Source organism: Demequina sp. NBRC 110057 (assembly GCF_002090175.1).
Classification (GTDB): domain Bacteria; phylum Actinomycetota; class Actinomycetes; order Actinomycetales; family Demequinaceae; genus Demequina.
Map to the genome: position 1 here is coordinate 271,466 of NZ_BBRN01000004.1, position 17,534 is coordinate 288,999.

17 protein-coding genes are annotated in these 17,534 nt (G+C 70.4%); 12 read left to right on the forward strand and 5 right to left on the reverse strand.

The window, feature by feature from the left end:
- The first annotated feature begins 17 nt into the window (after positions 1–17).
- Both B7K26_RS06190 and B7K26_RS06195 read left to right on the forward strand, forming a co-directional pair.
- The gene (locus B7K26_RS06190; protein WP_084078033.1) at positions 18–1,283 is read left to right on the forward strand and encodes a sensor domain-containing protein; all 1,266 of its coding nucleotides are present in this window, start codon (positions 18–20) and stop codon (positions 1,281–1,283) included.
- 8 nt (positions 1,284–1,291) lie between these two features.
- Complete coding sequence (locus B7K26_RS06195; protein WP_084078035.1) at positions 1,292–1,936, forward strand: response regulator transcription factor; 645 nt, start codon at positions 1,292–1,294, stop codon at positions 1,934–1,936.
- A 106-nt stretch (positions 1,937–2,042) separates the two neighbouring features.
- Here the strand turns inward: B7K26_RS06195 and B7K26_RS06200 are convergent, their stop codons facing one another.
- The gene (locus tag B7K26_RS06200) at positions 2,043–3,074 is read right to left on the reverse strand and encodes a sugar-binding transcriptional regulator (protein ID WP_234998719.1); all 1,032 of its coding nucleotides are present in this window, start codon (positions 3,072–3,074) and stop codon (positions 2,043–2,045) included.
- A 101-nt stretch (positions 3,075–3,175) separates the two neighbouring features.
- Between B7K26_RS06200 and B7K26_RS06205 the strand changes: the two genes are divergently transcribed.
- From B7K26_RS06205 to glpK, 3 genes are all read left to right on the forward strand, one after another.
- The gene (locus B7K26_RS06205; RefSeq protein WP_375537577.1) at positions 3,176–4,921 is read left to right on the forward strand and encodes a glycerol-3-phosphate dehydrogenase/oxidase; all 1,746 of its coding nucleotides are present in this window, start codon (positions 3,176–3,178) and stop codon (positions 4,919–4,921) included.
- A gap of 124 nt (positions 4,922–5,045) precedes the next feature.
- On the forward strand, positions 5,046–5,774 hold the full coding sequence (locus B7K26_RS06210; protein WP_084078038.1) for an MIP/aquaporin family protein: 729 nt from the start codon (positions 5,046–5,048) through the stop codon (positions 5,772–5,774).
- A gap of 67 nt (positions 5,775–5,841) precedes the next feature.
- Positions 5,842–7,356: a glycerol kinase GlpK gene (glpK, locus tag B7K26_RS06215; protein WP_084078040.1), complete on the forward strand. Its 1,515-nt coding sequence runs from the start codon at positions 5,842–5,844 to the stop codon at positions 7,354–7,356.
- A gap of 72 nt (positions 7,357–7,428) precedes the next feature.
- On the opposite strand, the gene B7K26_RS06220 is transcribed toward glpK, so the two are convergent.
- Positions 7,429–8,622 carry an MFS transporter gene (locus B7K26_RS06220; protein WP_084078042.1) on the reverse strand — a complete coding sequence of 398 codons (1,194 nt, stop codon included), beginning with the start codon at positions 8,620–8,622 and terminating at the stop codon, positions 7,429–7,431.
- A 78-nt stretch (positions 8,623–8,700) separates the two neighbouring features.
- Between B7K26_RS06220 and B7K26_RS06225 the strand changes: the two genes are divergently transcribed.
- From B7K26_RS06225 to B7K26_RS06250, 6 genes are all read left to right on the forward strand, one after another.
- Complete coding sequence (locus tag B7K26_RS06225; protein ID WP_200811002.1) at positions 8,701–9,534, forward strand: ABC transporter ATP-binding protein; 834 nt, start codon at positions 8,701–8,703, stop codon at positions 9,532–9,534.
- Between the two features lie 54 nt (positions 9,535–9,588).
- Complete coding sequence (locus B7K26_RS06230) at positions 9,589–10,326, forward strand: thioredoxin domain-containing protein (protein ID WP_084078046.1); 738 nt, start codon at positions 9,589–9,591, stop codon at positions 10,324–10,326.
- Positions 10,327–10,370: 44 nt separating this feature from the next.
- Positions 10,371–11,060 carry a hypothetical protein gene (locus B7K26_RS06235; RefSeq protein WP_143340528.1) on the forward strand — a complete coding sequence of 230 codons (690 nt, stop codon included), beginning with the start codon at positions 10,371–10,373 and terminating at the stop codon, positions 11,058–11,060.
- An 85-nt stretch (positions 11,061–11,145) separates the two neighbouring features.
- Positions 11,146–12,342, forward strand: a complete 1,197-nt coding sequence (locus B7K26_RS06240) for an SHOCT domain-containing protein (RefSeq protein WP_084078049.1) — start codon at positions 11,146–11,148, stop codon at positions 12,340–12,342.
- A 16-nt stretch (positions 12,343–12,358) separates the two neighbouring features.
- Positions 12,359–13,576, forward strand: coding sequence for a hypothetical protein (locus tag B7K26_RS06245; RefSeq protein WP_084078050.1), 1,218 nt, complete (start codon positions 12,359–12,361; stop codon positions 13,574–13,576).
- Positions 13,573–13,995 (forward strand): hypothetical protein, encoded by a 423-nt coding sequence (locus B7K26_RS06250; RefSeq protein ID WP_084078052.1) that lies wholly within the window; start codon positions 13,573–13,575, stop codon positions 13,993–13,995. The genes B7K26_RS06245 and B7K26_RS06250 overlap by 4 nt, the downstream gene beginning before the upstream one ends.
- Before the next feature lie 61 nt (positions 13,996–14,056).
- Here B7K26_RS06250 and B7K26_RS06255 read toward each other — a convergent pair whose 3' ends face one another.
- The 3 genes from B7K26_RS06255 to B7K26_RS06265 all read right to left on the reverse strand — a co-directional run bounded on the left by B7K26_RS06255 (position 14,057) and on the right by B7K26_RS06265 (position 16,935).
- Entirely contained in the window at positions 14,057–14,269 is a 213-nt protein-coding gene (locus B7K26_RS06255; protein WP_084078054.1) for a CsbD family protein, read from the reverse strand.
- Between the two features lie 62 nt (positions 14,270–14,331).
- Positions 14,332–15,930 carry an ABC-F family ATP-binding cassette domain-containing protein gene (locus B7K26_RS06260; protein ID WP_084078056.1) on the reverse strand — a complete coding sequence of 533 codons (1,599 nt, stop codon included), beginning with the start codon at positions 15,928–15,930 and terminating at the stop codon, positions 14,332–14,334.
- A 153-nt stretch (positions 15,931–16,083) separates the two neighbouring features.
- On the reverse strand, positions 16,084–16,935 hold the full coding sequence (locus B7K26_RS06265) for an NAD(P)H-hydrate dehydratase (RefSeq protein ID WP_084078058.1): 852 nt from the start codon (positions 16,933–16,935) through the stop codon (positions 16,084–16,086).
- An 89-nt stretch (positions 16,936–17,024) separates the two neighbouring features.
- Here B7K26_RS06265 and def point away from each other — a divergent pair, with 89 nt between their 5' ends.
- Positions 17,025–17,522, forward strand: a complete 498-nt coding sequence (gene def, locus B7K26_RS06270; protein ID WP_084078059.1) for a peptide deformylase — start codon at positions 17,025–17,027, stop codon at positions 17,520–17,522.
- The last annotated feature ends 12 nt before the right edge of the window (positions 17,523–17,534 follow it).

Consider the following 17,534-nt stretch of genomic DNA (forward strand, 5'->3'; position numbering starts at 1 on the left):
GCGTGTCGAATAGAGCCATGAACACGAATCCTTCCGCGCAGCGCCCCTGGATTGCTCGACAGGCGGCCCAGATGGGCCGCGACCTCGGCTACCTGCTGCCGCTCCTCCCGATCGCGACCGTCGCCTTCACGGTGGTCTTCTCCCTGCTCGCGACGAGCATCAGCCTCGTCATCATCTGGGTCGGTGTGCCGCTCATGGTGGCCACCCTCTGGATCGCCCGCGGCTTCGCGAACGCGGAGCGGGCCCGCCTCGGAGCGCTGGGCCATGGCCCGCTGGTGGCGGTGTACTCCCGCGCAGACGCGGAGGCGAGCCGCATGCGCCGCCTCTTCGCTCCGCTGCGGGACGGCCGTATGTGGCTCGACGTCCTGCACGCGATCGTCGTGTTCCCCGTCGCGGTCGCGTCCTGGAGCATCACCATCGCGTGGACATCGGCGGCGTTGGCTGGAACCACATCGTTCATCTGGGAGCGCTACCTGCCCGAGCAGGAGTCGACGGGCGTGGGAATCCTCGACTGGCTCAACTCGGTCGCTGGCCAGGTGACCATCGGCGTGGTGGCGCTCGTCACCCTGCCCGTCGTGGTGCGCGGACTGGCGCTCATGCACCTCGCGATGGGGCGCGGCCTGCTCGTGACGAGCGAGGAGCGGCGCCTGCGCGAGGAGGTGGCGAGGCTCGAGGGCGCGCGGGGTGCCGCGGCGGCCGCGGAGGCATCGGCGCTGCGTCGCATCGAGCGCGACCTTCACGACGGGCCACAGCAGCGCCTGATCCGGCTGCAGATGGATGCGGAGCGTGCCGAGCGTCAGCTGGCCGACAACCCGGAGGCCGCGCGCGCCTCGCTCGCCGAGATCCGGGGGCAGGCGGCCGAGACGCTCGCCGAGCTGCGGGCCATGACGCGCGGCTTCGCACCCCCGCTGCTCACCGAGCGCGGCCTGGTGGCCGCTGTCGAGTCGCTCGCGGAGCGGTCGACCATTCCGGTGGACCTCGACGCGCGCGTGCCCGCCGACCTGAGCGCCTCGGTGGAGGGGGCGGCGTACTTCGTGGTCTCCGAGGCCCTTGCCAACGCGGCGAAGCATTCGGGGGCCTCGGCGGTGGCCGTGAGCGTGGTGAGCGACGGCGCTGACCTCGTCGTGGTCGTGGCCGACAACGGCAGCGGTGGCGCCCACCTGGCGAAGGGGCACGGCCTGGCGGGGCTCGCCGATCGGGTCGCCGGCGCCGGCGGTACGCTCACGGTGGCCGATGCGCCCACGGGTGGAACCCTCCTGACCGCCCGGGTGCCGGTCGGATAGGAGCCCGCATGCGCATCGTCCTCGCCGACGACAGCGCGCTGCTGCGCGAGGGGCTCGCACGCCTCGTCGCGGACATGGGACACGAGGTGGTCGCGGCCGTGGGCAGCGCCACCGAGCTCACCCCGGCCGTGACGCGCGAGCGGCCCGACCTCGTGATCTCCGACATTCGCATGCCCCCGCGGGGTGCGGACGACGGGCTCGTCGCCTGCCTCGCGCTGCGCCGGGACACCCCGGGACTTCCTGTGTTGTTGCTGTCGCAACACACTGAACGCGCGTACGCCGAGGAACTGCTCGCGGACGGCGCAGGCGGCGTCGGGTATCTCCTGAAGGACCGCATCACTGACATGGCCGCGTTCGCGCGCGCCATCGACACCCTGGTCGCCGGCGGCACCGTGCTCGACCCCGAGCTTGCCGCGCTCCTCGTGGCGCGCCGGCGCGACCCCCTGGCGGCGCTGACCCCCAGGGAGCGAGAGGTCCTCACGCTCATGGCCGAGGGGCGCTCCAACGCGGGCATTCAGGAGGCGCTCGTGCTGAGCGCCGGCGCGGTGGAGAAGCACGTCACGGCGATCTTCGCGAAGCTGCGCTTGCTGCCGGCGTCGGACGATCACCGCCGCGTCCTCGCAGTGCTCGCCTACCTGGGTGCCCAGGGGTAGTCACCGTCCGCACGCGTGACGACGTGACGGCTGCTGTGCGTGACACGCCGCAGCATCGGCCGATGCCACGGTGCGTCGCGGCAATCAACCGTCACTCCGGTACGGGCTAGCGGAGCGTCGCCCCAGCGTGTGCGCGGCCGGCGTTGCCGCCCCTGCGTCGCGCCTCGTGCAGCACCGCCCGCGCCGTGCCCGAGTCGAGGACCAGCTCGGTAATCGTGCTGGCGTGCAGCGCGGCGAGGAGCGCGACGGCCTTCGCCGGGGCCGCGACCACCGCCACACGCCGGGGGATCCGTTGCAGCTCCAGCGGTGTGGGGCCCGACGCCCGCGTATTGATGGCAATGTCGCGCCAGGAGCCATCGGCGCGCAGGAAGACGGTGCACACGTCGCCCACCACGTCCTGGGACGCGAGCATGCGGCGGTCGGGCTCGTCGAGGTAGCCCGAGGCGTACACATGCGAGGGCACGGGGGAGTGGATGGCACCGATGCCGAACAGCGCGAGGTCGGCGGCCCCCTGGCGCGACAGCACCTGCTGCACGGAGCGCTCCTGCCACATCATCTGCCGCGTGCGCGGAAAGTCGAAGAAGGCCGGCACGGGGAAGGGGATCATCTCGGCGTTGAAGGCCTGCGCAATGGCGCCCATCTGCTCGGCTCCTACGGCGACGCCCGCCATGGTGGGGGTGACGGAGCCGTTGAGCTGGACCACGGTGGCCCCGGTGAGGGGGTGGTCGGCGAGGTGGGCGATGATCGCGTCGATGGTGGTGCCCCATGCGACTCCCATCGTCATGCCGTCGCGGAACCACTCCGGCAGGACTGACGCGGTGTAGCGCGCCACCTGTGCCAGCCGTTCCGCGTCGGTGACGGGCTCGCGGACCCTCACCACCTGGGAGGGCACCCCGAGCTCGTCCTCGAGCTCGCGGGATAGGACGTCGACGGTGTCGAGGTCGCGCACCTCGATGCGCACCACGCCTGTCTCGCGGGCCGCCTTGAGGAGCCGGGAGACGCTGGACCGGGACTGTCCCAGGCGTCGAGCGACCGCCTCCATCGTGTGATCTTCCAGGTAATACATGGCCGCCGCGGCCCGCATCAGGTCCTCGCGCGTGCGCATTCCCGAGAGCGCCAAGTCGTCACGACTTCCCATCACCACACCGCCTCGCTGCACATATGTGCATGCTACTTGCCCATTCGTTCACACGCGAGTGAGATGTGCGGAAAGAAGGAGGCACTGACGCCATGAGAAGCATGCTCACCCCGGAGAGCAGAACCGCGGCACTGGCCGCGATGAGCGGAGACGAGCCGCTGGATGTCCTCGTCATCGGCGGCGGCGTGACCGGCGCGGGAGTCGCGCTCGACGCCGTGACCCGCGGCCTGCGCACCGGCATCGTCGAGGCCCAGGACTGGGCCTCCGGTACCTCGTCGCGCTCGTCGAAGCTGGTCCACGGCGGCCTGCGCTACCTGCAGATGCTCGACTTCCGCCTGGTGCACGAGGCCCTGACGGAGCGCGACCTGCTCGTCACCGAGCTCGCACCCCACCTCGTCAAGCCCGTCTCTTTCCTCTACCCGCTCGAGAACCGGGTGTGGGAGCGCGCCTACGTGGGCGCAGGCGTCGCCCTGTACGACACGCTCGCCTCGGTCAACGGCCGTCGCCGCCGCGCGATGCCGATCCACCGTCACCTCACCCGTCACGGCATGGCCAAGAAGTTCCCCGACCTGCGTCACGACGCGGCGATCGGCGCCATTCGCTACTGGGACGCCGCCGTCGACGACGCGCGCCTGGTCCTCACCCTCGTCCGCACCGCCGCGCAGTACGGCGCGATGGTTGCCAACCGCACCCAGGTCGTCGAGCTCACGCACGGAGAGTCCGGTGCCGTCAACGGCGCGGTGGTGGAGGACCTCGAGTCCGGCCAGCGCCACACCATTCGTGCCCGCCACGTCATCAATGCCACCGGAGTGTGGACGGAGGACACCGAGGCCCTCGCCCAGGGCGAGGGTGGCCTGCAGGTGCTCGCCTCGAAGGGCGTCCACCTGGTGGTGCCGCGCGAGAAGATCCGCGGCGACGTGGGCCTCATCCTGCAGACCGAGAAGTCGGTGCTGTTCGTCATCCCGTGGTCGCGGTACTGGATCATCGGCACCACGGACACGCCGTACGAGTTCGACCCCACGCACCCCGTCGCGACCAGCGAGGACATCGACTACATCCTCGCCCACGCCAACGACGTCCTGGCGGACCCGCTGACGCGCGACGACATCATCGGCACCTACGCCGGACTGCGCCCCCTGTTGCAGCCGGGCACCAAGGAGGGCACCAGCTCCTCCAAGGTCTCGCGCGAGCACACCGTGGCGTCCCCGGCGCCCGGCCTCACGGTCGTGGCGGGAGGCAAGCTCACCACCTACCGCGTGATGGCCAAGGACGCCGTGGACTTCGCCATCGGCCCCCGCGCCAAGGGTCTGCCGTCGATCACCGACCGCATCCCGCTGTGGGGTGCCGAGGGCCTGAAGGCGGTCCGCCGCCAGGCTCGCGCCCTCGCGCAGCGCCACGGCTGGGACAAGCCGATGGTCGAGCACCTGCTCCACCGTTACGGTGCCGGCATCTACGACCTCATCGAGGCCGTGGAGGCCGACCCGAGCCTCGCGCGTCCGCTCGAGCACGCGCCCGCCTACCTGCGCGCCGAGATTCACTTCGCCGCGACGCACGAACAGGTGCTGCACCTCGAGGACGTGATGATGCACCGCACGCGCCTGGTCTACGAGGTGGCCGATGCGGGTGTCGCCGCCGCGGACGAGATCGCCGCGATCATCGCCGACGTCCAGGGCTGGGACGACGCCCGGGTCGCCGAGGAGGTCGCCTCCTACCGTGCCCGCGTCGAGGCCGATGCCGACGCCGCGCGCCAGGCCGACGACGAGGCCGCCAACCGCGCCCGCGCGGTCGCCGCCGATATCGCCCCGATGCGGCCGCTGCACCCCGCGGAGGAGACGGCCGTCCCCTAGCCGTCACAGCATCGGCCGGCCGCACCCGCGGCCCGCCGATCCCCTCACACGTGCCGCCCCGATCCCCGGGGGGCTCCCAGGCGCTACCCCGTGCGCCGCCGTCACAACGACGTGATCGAAAGGAATGCCCGTGTCCGATATTTTCCTCCCAGAGCTTCTGGGTACGGCGATGCTCCTCCTCCTGGGAGGTGGTGTGGTCGCCAACGTGTTGCTGACGAAGTCGAAGGGCTTCGACGGCGGATGGCTGCTGATCAACTTCGGTTGGGGCCTCGGTGTCTTTTCCGGTGTCTATGTCGCCTTCTCCACGGGTGCCCACCTGAACCCCGCCGTCACCTTCGGCATCTGGGCGTCCGGCGCTGAAGAGTTCGCGCCCGGCATCGCCGTCAACGCCGCGAACTTCGCCACCTACCTTGCCGCGCAGGTCGCCGGTGCCTTCATCGGTGCGGTGCTGGTGTACCTCGTGTACAAGAAGCACTTCGACGAGACCGAGGACGCCGGGCTCAAGCTCGCCGTGTTCTCGACCGGCCCCGAGATCCGCTCCTACGGGTGGAACGTCCTGACCGAGGTCGTCGCGACCTTCGTGCTGGTCTTCGTGGTGCTGAGCTTCGGCAACTCTCCCGTCGATCTTGGCCCGCTCGCCGTGGCCCTGCTGGTGGTCGGCATCGGCGCGAGCCTCGGTGGTCCCACCGGCTACGCCATCAACCCCGCCCGTGACCTCGGCCCCCGCATCGCCCACGCCCTCCTTCCCATCAAGGGCAAGGGCACCTCCGACTGGGCGTACTCGTGGGTGCCGATCGTCGGCCCCATCCTCGGTGGCGTCGCCGCCGGCCTCCTCGCCGCGGCCGTCTACTAAACCCGCGTCTGACATCCTCAAGGCAGTAGCCCTGCCGTCCCCGCACAATGAAGTGAAAGGCACCACCATGAACGACTTCGTCCTCGCCATCGATCAGGGCACCACCAGCTCCCGCGCCATCGTCTTTGACGCGAAGGGCACCATCGTCTCCACCGGCCAGAAGGAGCACGAGCAGGTCTTCCCCAAGGCCGGTTGGGTGGAGCACGACCCGCACGAGATCTGGACCAACGTCCGCGAGGTCGTGGGTCAGGCCCTCACCAAGGCCGACCTCACGCACGAGAACATCAAGGCCGTCGGCATCACCAACCAGCGCGAGACCGCGGTGGTGTGGGACAAGACCACCGGCAAGGCCGTCTACAACGCCATCGTGTGGCAGGACACCCGCACCCAGAAGATCATCGACAGGCTCGCCGGTGACGAGGGCGCGGACAAGTACAAGGACACCGTCGGCCTGCCGCTCGCGACCTACTTCGCCGGACCCAAGGTGGTTTGGGTGCTGGAGAACGTCGACGGCGCGCGGGAGAAGGCCGAGGCAGGCGACCTGCTGATGGGCACCATCGACACGTGGGTGCTGTGGAACATGACGGGAGGCAAGGACGGCGGCGTCCACGTCACCGACGTCACCAACGCCTCGCGCACCATGCTCATGGACCTCGACACGCTTCAGTGGGACGAGTCCATCGCGAAGGACATGGGCATCCCGCTGTCGATGCTTCCCGAGATCCGCTCCTCCGCCGAGGTCTACGGCGAGGGCCGCCGCGGTGGCCTGCTTCCCGGCGTGCCGATCGCGGGCATCCTGGGCGACCAGCAGGCCGCGACGTTCGGCCAGGCGTGCTTCGAGGTCGGCATGGCCAAGAACACGTACGGCACCGGCAACTTCATGCTGATGAACACCGGCACCGAGAAGGTCCCGTCCAAGAACGGCCTGCTCACCACCGTCGCCTACAAGATTGGCGACGCGGCACCCGTGTACGCGCTGGAGGGCTCCATCGCCGTGACCGGGTCCCTGGTGCAGTGGCTGCGCGACAACCTTGGCCTCATCAAGGACGCTCCGGACATCGAGAAGCTCGCCGCGACCGTCGAGGACAACGGCGGCGCCTACTTCGTTCCCGCCTTCTCGGGGCTGTTCGCCCCGCACTGGCGCTCCGATGCCCGCGGCGCCCTGGTGGGCCTCACCCGCTACGTGAAGGCCGGGCACATCGCCCGTGCCGTGCTGGAGGCCACCGCCTTCCAGACGGCGGAGGTGCTGGACGCCATGAAGGCTGACTCGGGCGTCGAGCTGTCCGAGCTCAAGGTGGACGGCGGCATGGTGGCCAACGAGGTCCTCATGCAGTTCCAGGCGGACCTGCTGGACGTCGACGTGGTGCGGCCCCAGGTGGCGGAGACCACGGCGCTCGGCGCCGCCTACGCCGCGGGCATTGCTGTGGGCTACTGGTCGGGAGAGCAGGACGTGATCGACAACTGGGCCGAGGACAAGCGCTGGACCCCCTCCATGGATGCCGACGAGCGCGGCCGCCTCATGCGCAACTGGAAGAAGGCGGTCACCAAGACCCTCGACTGGGTCGACGACGACGTGGACTGATCCCCGTCACCCCGTACGGCCGATGCCGTGGTCGCCTCACGCGGCCACGGCATCGGCCGTAATGAGGGTGGCTCAGGTGCCGCGGCGCTCGCGGCCCACGGGGAAGGCGACGCAGAACTGCGCGGTCGCCAGCGCGAGCACCAGCAGGAGCGAGGCGTGCCAGGCGCCGGTGGCCTGAGCGAGCCATCCGGCCGTCACGGGTCCCGCGGCGGCGAGCAGGTAGCCGAGCGACTGGGCCATGCCGGACAGCCGGGCCGCCTCTCCCGCGGTCCTTCCGCGCAGGCCAAACAGCGACAGGGCGATGACGAGCGACGCGCCGGAGCCCGCGCCCGCGAACACTACCCACAGGCCGCTCAGCGTGGGAGCGAGCAGCAGCCCGGCGACGCCGATGATCGTCGGCACTCCCGCGACCGCGGCGGCGAGCACCTGGGTGTCGGCGCGCATGAGGCGGGGGATGGCGAGCCCGGACAGCACGCCCACCAGCTGGAACAGGAACAGGTGCACTCCCGCCTGCGAGGCGCTCACGCCCTCGGAGGCGTCGATGGTGGGAAGCCAGTTGACCAGGATGTAGAACGTCGTGGACTGCAGGCCCATGTAGGCGGTGACCAGCCACGCCGTGGGCTGGTGCCACACGCTCTCGGTGGGCTCGACAGCCGTCGACGGGGCTGCCGGCATGCGGTGGCTGTGGCGCACCCGAGGGATCCAGATGAGCGCCACGAGGATGGCGGGGATGGCCCAGAAGGCGAGTGAGCCGCGCCAGCCGTCGGTACCGGCGAGGGGCACGGCGATGGCCGATGCGAGAGCCGCGCCGACGGTCATGCTCGCCGAGTAGATGCTGGTCGCCCGCGAGACGTGCCCGGCGTAGTCGCGCTTGACCAGCGCCGGGACCAGCACGTTGCCGACCGCGATCGCGCACCCGAGCACCGCGGTGCCGATCCACAGGCCCGCCCCGCCCACGAACGAGCGCATGGCGATGCCGCCGGCCAGGACCGCGAGCGCGACGAGGACGGTGGGCTCCATTCCCCAGCGCCGCGCGGGGAGGTGGACCAGGGGAGAGACTGCCGCGAACGCCAGCAGCGGCAGCGCGGTCAGCAGGCCCTGCGCTCCCTCGCCCAGCCCCAGGTCGTCGCCCAGCTGCGGCAGCAGCGGGCCCACGGACGTGAGCGCGGGGCGCAGGTTGAGCGCCACCAGGAAGATCAGCGCCGTCATGACCGATGCCGTCGTGAGGCCCGCACGGGGCGCTCGGCGAGCGGGGGCATCGGGCATGGGTGGTCCTTCCGTCAGGGGGTGGGGCACGCGCGAGGCGAGCTCCTCACCGTACCGCCGCGCGATAGGTTGACCGACGTGCCCGCCGAACCCGCCATCGTCCTCGCGCTCGCGGACGTCACGTACCGACGCGGCGCCACCGAGATCCTGCACGGCGTCGACCTCACGGTGCGCGCGGGCGAGCACTGGGCGCTGCTAGGCCCCAACGGCGCCGGTAAGTCGACCATCCTCGGCTTCTGCGGCGCCGAGACCCACCCGACCAGCGGTACCGTCGAGGTCCTCGGCAAGCGCCTGGGCCGCGTCGAACTGCAGGCGCTGCGCAGGCGCATCGGCCACGTGGACCCGCGCCATCGGCTCACCTCGGCACTGACGGTGACGGACGTGGTCCTCACCGGGCTGACGGGGACCATCGAGCGGCCGATGCGGTGGTCACCCTCGCCGGCACAGGTCGCCAGGGCGCGGGAGCTGGTGGAGTTGCTGGGCCTGGCAGGGCACGAGGACTCCCGCTGGCCCACGCTGTCGCAGGGCGAGCGGGGGAGGGCACTCATCGCCCGCGCCCTCATCTCCGAGCCCGACCTCCTGCTGCTCGACGAGCCCACGACGGGGCTCGATGTCGCGGCGCGCGAGCAGCTGCTCGACACGCTCGACCTGCTGTCGGAGACGCATCCGGGCCTCGCCAGCGTCCTCGTCACCCACCACCTCGAGGAGCTGCCCGCCAGCACCAGTCACGCACTGCTGCTGCGCGACGGCGCCGTCGTGGCCGCCGGAGACGTGGGGCGGGTCCTCACGACCGACCGTGTCAGCGCGTGCTTCGCGCACCCCATCGAGGTGGGCCACGCGGACGGACGCTGGTCCGCCAGGACCCACCGCGTGAGCCCCACGTCCCGGGTGGGCGAGCCCGGGCGCCCGTAGGCTCGAACCTCAGCGCTCGACACGTCCCCTTCGCCCACGAGCCCAGGAGGACTCATGCCCGCCCACCCCGCCTCAGCTTCCGCGCCGCGCCGCCGCGCCCCCATCCTGATCGCGCTCGGAGCGATCGTCGCCGTCATCCTCGGCGTCGGCATCTACGCGTTCGCGTCCACCGCCGACAGCGCCGTGCCCGAGGCCCAGGCGAGCACCCTTCCCGAGGGCGTCGACGCCGACGGCGGCATCACCCTGGGAGTCGACGGCGCGGTGGGGACCGAGGCCGCCACCGACGTGCCAACCGTCGAGCTGTACTTCGACTTTGCCTGCTCGCACTGCGCGACCTTCGAAGAGGAGGTGGTGCCCGAGCTCGAGGAACTGCTCTCCGCTGGCGAGATCGCCATCGTCCAGCACCCCGTCGCGATCCTCGACGGCTACTTCGAGAGCGCCTACTCGTCGCGCGCCGCGGCCGCCGCCATGGCCGTCGCCGAGAGCGACCCGCAGGCCTACACCGCCTTCGTTGCCGCGCTGATGGCCGCGCAGTCCGACATGGGTTCGGACGGGTTCACCGACGCGCAGATCGCCGACATCGCGGCCGATGCCGGGGTGTCGCAGGAGGGGCAGACCGCCATCGAGGGCACCGACTACGAAGACATCGCCGTCGCCGCGACCGAGGCTGCGGTGAGCGATGGGCTCACGGGGACGCCGTCCGTCGCGATCGACGGCGAGTTCCTCGACTACAACGAGATCAACTACATGGAGCCGGGAGTCCTCGTCGACTACCTCGCCACGCTCGGCTAGCCGCTGCGCGGGCGCGTGTCGGTGGCGAGCCCTACGGTGTGGTCATGGGACCACCACGGTGCGGTGTGTGCGGGGCCGGCGTGGGCGAGCGCGGGGCGCTCGTCGAGTTTGTGCCGCGCGAGGAGGATCTCGAGTGGCATGAGCGCGCCGCGCGCGGGCGCGACGGCGGCCATCCGCCCGATGCGCTGTGGCTGTGCGAACGCCACGCCGGGTGCGGCTGGATGCTTGCGCGGCGCCTCGACGCCCGTCGCGGCCTCGACCTGCTGCGCACTGCCGACGAGGGCATCGACGTGAGCGGGCAGGTTCCACCCGAACTGGCTGTCGACGACTGGGAACGGATTCTCCGGCGCGCGCTTCCCGACTTCGCTATGGAGCTCGGCGGCGAGGACCTCGAGGTCGAGGAGGACGAGCAGAGCTACTACGCGGAGGACGGCGAGATTCCGCCGGGGGCGGCGCACGGAGCCGACGCCTACACGTGGACGGTGGCAGGGGCACGCGGCGAGGCGTGGGTCACGAGGGCCACGCTGTACTGGCGTGGCGGGGGAGTGGCGCGCACCGATATTCATGTGGGCTCATCCTCGCGGGAGCCGTCGGGGTGGACGGTGTGGGTGGAGCCGGACGCGGGGGCGACGCGGTTCACGTCCGCGCACGTGACCATGTCGGGGGACCCGTCGCCGCTCATGGTCGAGCTCCTCGAGCGTTACGGGCTGGAGCCCGCGCGGGTGCGCCGGTGACGAGTCGGCGAACGCGCCGCGCCGCCCTATCGCGCGCGGCCCGCCCGCGATAGCCTGGCGCGACACGACGCAAGGAGGGGTACGCATGGGCTTTATCCAGGCAGCAATCGGGGCGATCGGGGGAACGCTCGCCGACCAGTGGATCGACTTCCTCACCCCTCCCGACAACGTCCCCCAGACCGCCGTCGTGTTCCCCGCGGTGCCGCAGGGGCAGAACGCTGGACGAGGCTCGAATGTGCGGGGCTCGGAGAACGTCATCACCAACGGCTCGAAGATCGTGGTCCCCGAGGGCTTCGGCCTGCTGACCTTCCAAGACGGCGGCATCACCAACTTCGTGGGCGAGGCAGGCGGCTACATCTTCTCCGACACCGACCAGCAGGCGAAGTCGTTCTTCACCGGCGGCGGGATCTTCTCCTCGACGCTGACCAGCTCGTGGGAGCGCTTCAAGTACGGCGGCCAGCCCGGCGTGCAGCACCTCGCGTTCTACGTGAACCTCAAGGAGATCCCCAACAACCGCTTTGGCACGCAGGGACCCATCTACTGGGACGACCGCTATCTGGGCACGCAGGCCGGCGCCGTCACGCGGGGCTCGTACACGCTGAAGGTCGTGGACCCCATCCTGTTCGCCAAGGCGATCGTCCCGGCCGCGTACCTGACGCAGAACGCCGGGATCTTCGACCTGTCGGCTGTCGACAACCCCGTCTCCGAGCAGCTCTTCAACGAGGTGGTGGGCTCGCTCGCCGCCGCCTTCTCCCGCTACACGAACGACGGCGAGCGCGGCAACCGCATCTCGGCCATCCAGGGCGATGCGCTCGGGTTCGCCAGGTCGCTGTCGAGCGTGGTGGAGGAGCACTACCGCTGGACCGACGAGCGCGGCATCACGATCCATGCCGCCGCGCTGCTCGCGATCGAATATGACGCCCCCACCGCGAAGCTGCTGGAAGACGTCCAGAAGGCCGATGCCCTCGCAGGTGGCCGCGGAGACTCGTTCCTGCGGCAGTCGGCGGCACGAGGCATCCAGGCCGCTGGCGAGACCGGCGGCGGCGACGGACTCGCGTTCATGGGGATGGGCATGAACGCTGCCGGGGGTGCGCTCGGAGGCCTGATGCAGAATCAGCCGGGCCAGCCCCAGGCGCCGCAGCAGGGAGCCGCGCAGCCGGCGGCGGCACCCGCGGCTCCCAGCGCCGCCGACCAGATCCGCGAGGCGAAGTCCATGCTGGACGAGGGGCTCATCACGCAAGAGGATTTCGACGCCCTCAAGCGCAAGGCGCTCGGCCTCTAACGTTTGGGAACCCTCGATGACTGAACCCGCGGGACGGGAGCCCGCCGAGGCATCGGCCGATGACAGCGTCATCAACACCTCGACGGGACGCGCGCACGGGCACGATGACTGCCCCAAGTGCGGTTCCACCGAGGTCTCGCGCAAGGGCGAGACGCTGAGCCTCATCTGCGGCTTTTGCCGCTACGAGTGGGTGGGCACGCGCCTCGAGGACGCGCACGGGCTGGGCGACGGCATCGGCGATCTCGCTGGACGCACGTTCATGTCCGGCGCGGCCGACATCACGAGCGCCGAGACGCTGATCACCCTGAAGTGCCAGGGCTGCGGCTCCGAGGTGGTGGTCGACACTGGCCGCACGCTCGAGGCGCGCTGCCACTGGTGCCGGTCCATCCTGTCGATCAACGACAAGATCCCCAACGGCGCCGTCCCCGACGGCATCGTGCCGTTCGCGATCTCCAAGGAGGACGCGATCGCGAGGATCGGCCAGTTCGCTGGCAAGCGCAAGTTCTTCGCGCTCAAGCGGTTCCGTGCGGAATTCAAGCCCGACAACGTCCTCGCGGTCTACCTGCCCTACATGACAGTCGACGGCAACGTGACAGCCCGTTTCCACGGCAAGGGCGAGGTGCAGACCCGGCGTTACACCGTTCAGCACGGCAAGACGTCGACCACCTACTACGACGCTGACGTGTACGACGTGGTGCGCGAGTTCGACCTCCACATCGACGACCTCATCATCGAGTCGTCGGCGACGCGGTCCAACATCGACAACCGCGCCAACACCAACAACATCATCAACTCGCTGTTGCCCTACGACGTGAAGAATATGGTGGCGTTCGACAGCAATTACCTCGGCGACGCGACCGCGGAAAAGCGCGACCTCAACATTGACGACGTCACCCGCAAGGCCCACGTGCAGTTCCTCACCATGGCCCGCGAGGGAATCCGCGACGACCTCATGCAGTACGACCGCGGCGTGCGGTGGACGCACGAGGACATGGACGTGCACGGAAGCCGGTGGGCGACGGTGTTCCTGCCCGTGTGGCTGTACAGCTATGCCGAGAAGTCGGACACCGGGCAGGTGATGGTGCACTACATCGCCGTCAACGGCCGCAACGGCAACGTGATGGGCTCGGTCCCCATCAACAAGGCCAGGCTGTGGGGCGTGACCTTCCTCGCGACGGTGTTGACGGCCGCCGTGGCGTGGCCGCTCGGCGCGGCGATCATGGTGGCGGGGTGAGCGCGATGGACGCGGTGATCCTCGGCTCGAGTTCAAGCTCGGGCGACATCGGCTTCTTCGGCCTTGTGCTGTTGGCGGTGCCGTTCGTCGTGGGCTGGTGGACGTATCGCAGCCTGTACCGCCGCTATCGCAACCAGGACCAGCGCTACCGGTACGAGTACACGACGGCCGCCGTGAGGTCGCGCCTGCAGCGCTGGGACACGTTCGACCGCAAGAACAACCGTCAGCGCAACCGTGACATCCACGGCCGCAACGACGACGACTCCCACGAGCGCGCGGACCACGCCACCGTGCGTGAGGCGCAGGCGCCGCGGGTGGCACAGGAGGAACGACTCGCGCAGGAGGCGCGCGAGGCGGAGCCTGCACGTGAGGCCCAGGAGCCTCGCGCGGCCGACACGCCCCGCGAACCCGGGGCCTGACACAGCGATGGCGGGACTCCCCAGGGGAGCCCCGCCATCGGCGTGAAGAGGGTGCGAGCGCTTAGGCGTCGTTCTCGTTGCGATCGGTCAGGTCGTTGTACTTCTCGGCGACCTTGTCCTTGACGTCCTCGACCTTGTCCTTGAAATCGGCCTTGGCCTGGTCCGTCTTGCCCTCCGCCTCGAGCTGCTCGTCGTCCGTCGCCTTGCCGAAGCCTTCCTTGACCTTGCCCTTCGCGTCCTCGGCGGCGTTGCTGAGTCGATCGGTGTTGCTCATGGTGACAGCTCCTCGGTAGTCGGTACTGCGGACGTGGGAAGGAACGTCACGAGGCGCCGTGACTATTCCGCGATCTCGCACCGATCCCATGTCGACGTGTCTCGCAGCAGTTGCCGATCATGCGTGGCGATCACCACCGCCGCAGTGGTGGCCGCGAGAGCTTCGGTGAGGTCGTCGACAAGCGCGATCGAGAGGTGGTTCGTGGGTTCGTCGAGCAGGAGGCACGCGGGCCTGTGCGCGAGCGCCACGGCGAGCGCGAGGCGGCGCTGAGCCCCCGTCGACAGCGCCCCCACTCGTTGCGCGGCGTCGGCCCTCGACAGGAGCCCGAGCGATGCCAGGCCTGGCGCGTTAGGCCTGCCGTCGGTAGCCGCACGAAACGCCGCTGTGGCGGAAAGGTGCGCTGGCAGCACGCTTTCCTGGGCGAGCAGCACCACGCCATCCTCCTGGGGGATGAAGACCTGACCTGCTGTGGGCGAGAGCCGTCCGGCGAGCATCGCGAGGAGCGTGGACTTTCCCGAACCGTTGCGCCCCGTCACGACGAGCTTGTCGCCGCCGCGGACCGTGACGGATAGCGCGGATGAGAGACGGCCCTCGTACATCACCTCGTCGGCGACAGTGACGACCGCGCCCTTCCGCGCCTCCACCACCGGGAACCGCAGGCGTGCCGGTGGCGGCGGCGTGGGGACGGCCGATGCATCGAGGCGCTCCTGGATGCGACGCACCTGGGCCACCTGAGACGAGGCCCTGGTCGCCCGCGCGTGTTTGCCCGTGCCCTTCTCGGGACGCCAACCTGAGACGAGTCGTCCCTGCGCGGCCGTCAGCGCGTCCGCTAGCTCTGCCCTACGGCCCGACTGTTCTGCATGCAGCTGCTCCCACCGCTCTCGGTCGGCGCGGCGGCGGTCGACATACGACTCGTATCCGCCGCCGTAGACGGCCGCGCGCCCGTCGGGATGGGGGTCGAGGTCGACGATCGTCGTGGCGACGTCCGCCAGCAGTGCGCGGTCGTGTGTCACGACCACCACGCCGCCTGTGCGGTCCCTGATAGCCGCGGTGAGGTGCGTCAGGCCTGCGGCATCGAGGTGGTTCGTGGGCTCGTCGAGCAGCAGGATATCGCTCGAAGACGCGAGCACGCAGGCGAGTCTCACCCGGTAGCGCTGCCCAACCGAGAGCGAGGCGAGCGCCCGGCCACGGTCCGATGGTGCGCCGAGCGCCGCGAGGGCCACATCGACCCTTCGCTGGGCGTCCCACGCTTCAAGCACTGTCGCGTGCTCGAGCGCTTCCGCGTAGCGCTCGTCGGCGCCTGGTGCGTCTGCGGCGACGTCGTCCGCGGCCTCGTCCAGGGCCACGAGTGCCGCCAGGGAGGGCGCGATCGTGGCCGCGACGGCGTCGGCGATCGTGCGGCCGTCGTCGGCCGGCATCTCCTGCTCTGCGACGGTGACGGTTCCGTGAACCGTCACCGTGCCCGAGTCCGGGTCGAGGCGCCCCGAGAGTAGGTGGAGCAGCGTGGACTTGCCGCGACCGTTCTCGCCCACGATCGCGAGCCTGGAAATGGTAGAGACCGTGAGGGTGAGATCTGTGAGGACGGCGCGTCCGCCGCGAGCGATGGAGACTCCGTCGAGTGCAATGTGGGCGCGCTGGCGCGCCCTGGGGTGGAGGGGCATAGGTCTTCCTAATACGAGGGCGCGCCCGCGGCGCGCAGGTGTAAGGGCGCGGTCGACGCAGCGAGCCACATCGTGGCGGCCGCGGACCGGTCGGCCCTTACAGGAAGTACAAATGCATGCGTCGAGGGTACGTCATCCGCAGGTGTGCGTGATTCAACGCAGGATGCTGCCGATCGCCTGAGGAATGGCCGTCGCGATGTCGAGCGCGACGAGGGGCCCGCCGGCGCTGGCGACCTCACCCGCGCGGGCGTGCAGCCACGAGGCGCAGGCGCCGGCATCGGCCGCCGACAGGCCGCTCGCGAGGGCGGCGCCAGCGATGCCGGCGAGGACGTCTCCCGCGCCCGCGGTCGCGAGCCACGCAGGTGCCTCGGGAAGCATTACCACGGTGCCTCCAGGCGAGGCGATGACGGTCCGCGACCCCTTGAGCAGCACCGTCGCGCGCGCGGTCTCGGCGAGCAGCCTGGCGTGGCCGGCGCGATCATCCATGACGTCGCCGAGCGACACGTCGTGACGCAGAGCGCGCAGGGTGCGAACGAGCTCCTCGGCGTGAGGCGTCAGCAGGACGCGATCGGCCGCGGCCTCGCGCGACCCCGTCGCCCGCGCCCGCGCGACCGCCTCGAGCGCGCCGGCGTCCACCACGAGCGGCGCTCCCGACGCCATCGCGGAGCCAATCGCCGCGTCCTGCTCGGGGTAATCGGCGACGCCAGAGCCCACCACCCACGCCTGGGCGCGCGGAAGCCTCTCGGCCGCGTCTCCAGGGTCGTGCACCACGGCCTCGGGGCGATGGTGGAGGACGAGGTCCTGCGCGCGCAGGGGGCCGACGTACCTCACCATCCCGGCGCCAGCGCGGGCCGCGCCGGAGACCACGAGCGCGGCGGCACCGGGGTAGGCCTCGGAGCCGGCGATGACGCCGACGACGCCCCGCGAGTACTTGTCGTCGCCGGCACCCGGCACTGCCCACCGCTCGCGGACCTGGTCCGCGCCCCACTCCTGCGCGTCACTCATGGGTTCCACCCTGGCACAGCGGCGCAGTTTTCCGGCGTAGCACCAGCGCCGATGCCGAGGCGGGCGGCTGCCGTGAGAGAATCCCCGTCATGGCCATGCGTGACATCCGAGTGACCGGCGACCCCGTGCTGCGCACGGTCTGCGACCCCATCACCGACATCGACGACCGCGTTCGCACCCTTGTCGAGGACCTGCTCGAGACGGTGGACTACGAGGGGCGTGCTGGGCTCGCCGCGAACCAGATTGGCGTATCGCTGCGCGCGTTCTCGTGGAACATCGATGGCGACATCGGCTACATCCTTAACCCGGAGATCGTCGAGAGGGCCACGGAGTACCAGGAGCTTGGCGAGGAGGGCTGCCTGTCGGTCCCCGGCCTCTGGTACCCGTGCGAGCGTCCCGCCTACACGAAGGCGGTGGGCACCGACCTCGACGGCAAGGAGGTCGTCATCGAGGGCGAGGAGATCTGGGCCCGCCTCATCAACCACGAGGTGGACCACCTCGACGGCCACCTCTACCTCGACCGCCTCGCGAAGGACGTGCGCAAGCGCGCCATGCGGGAGCTGCGGGAGTCGCTCGAGGCGAAGTAACGCGCTGGGGCG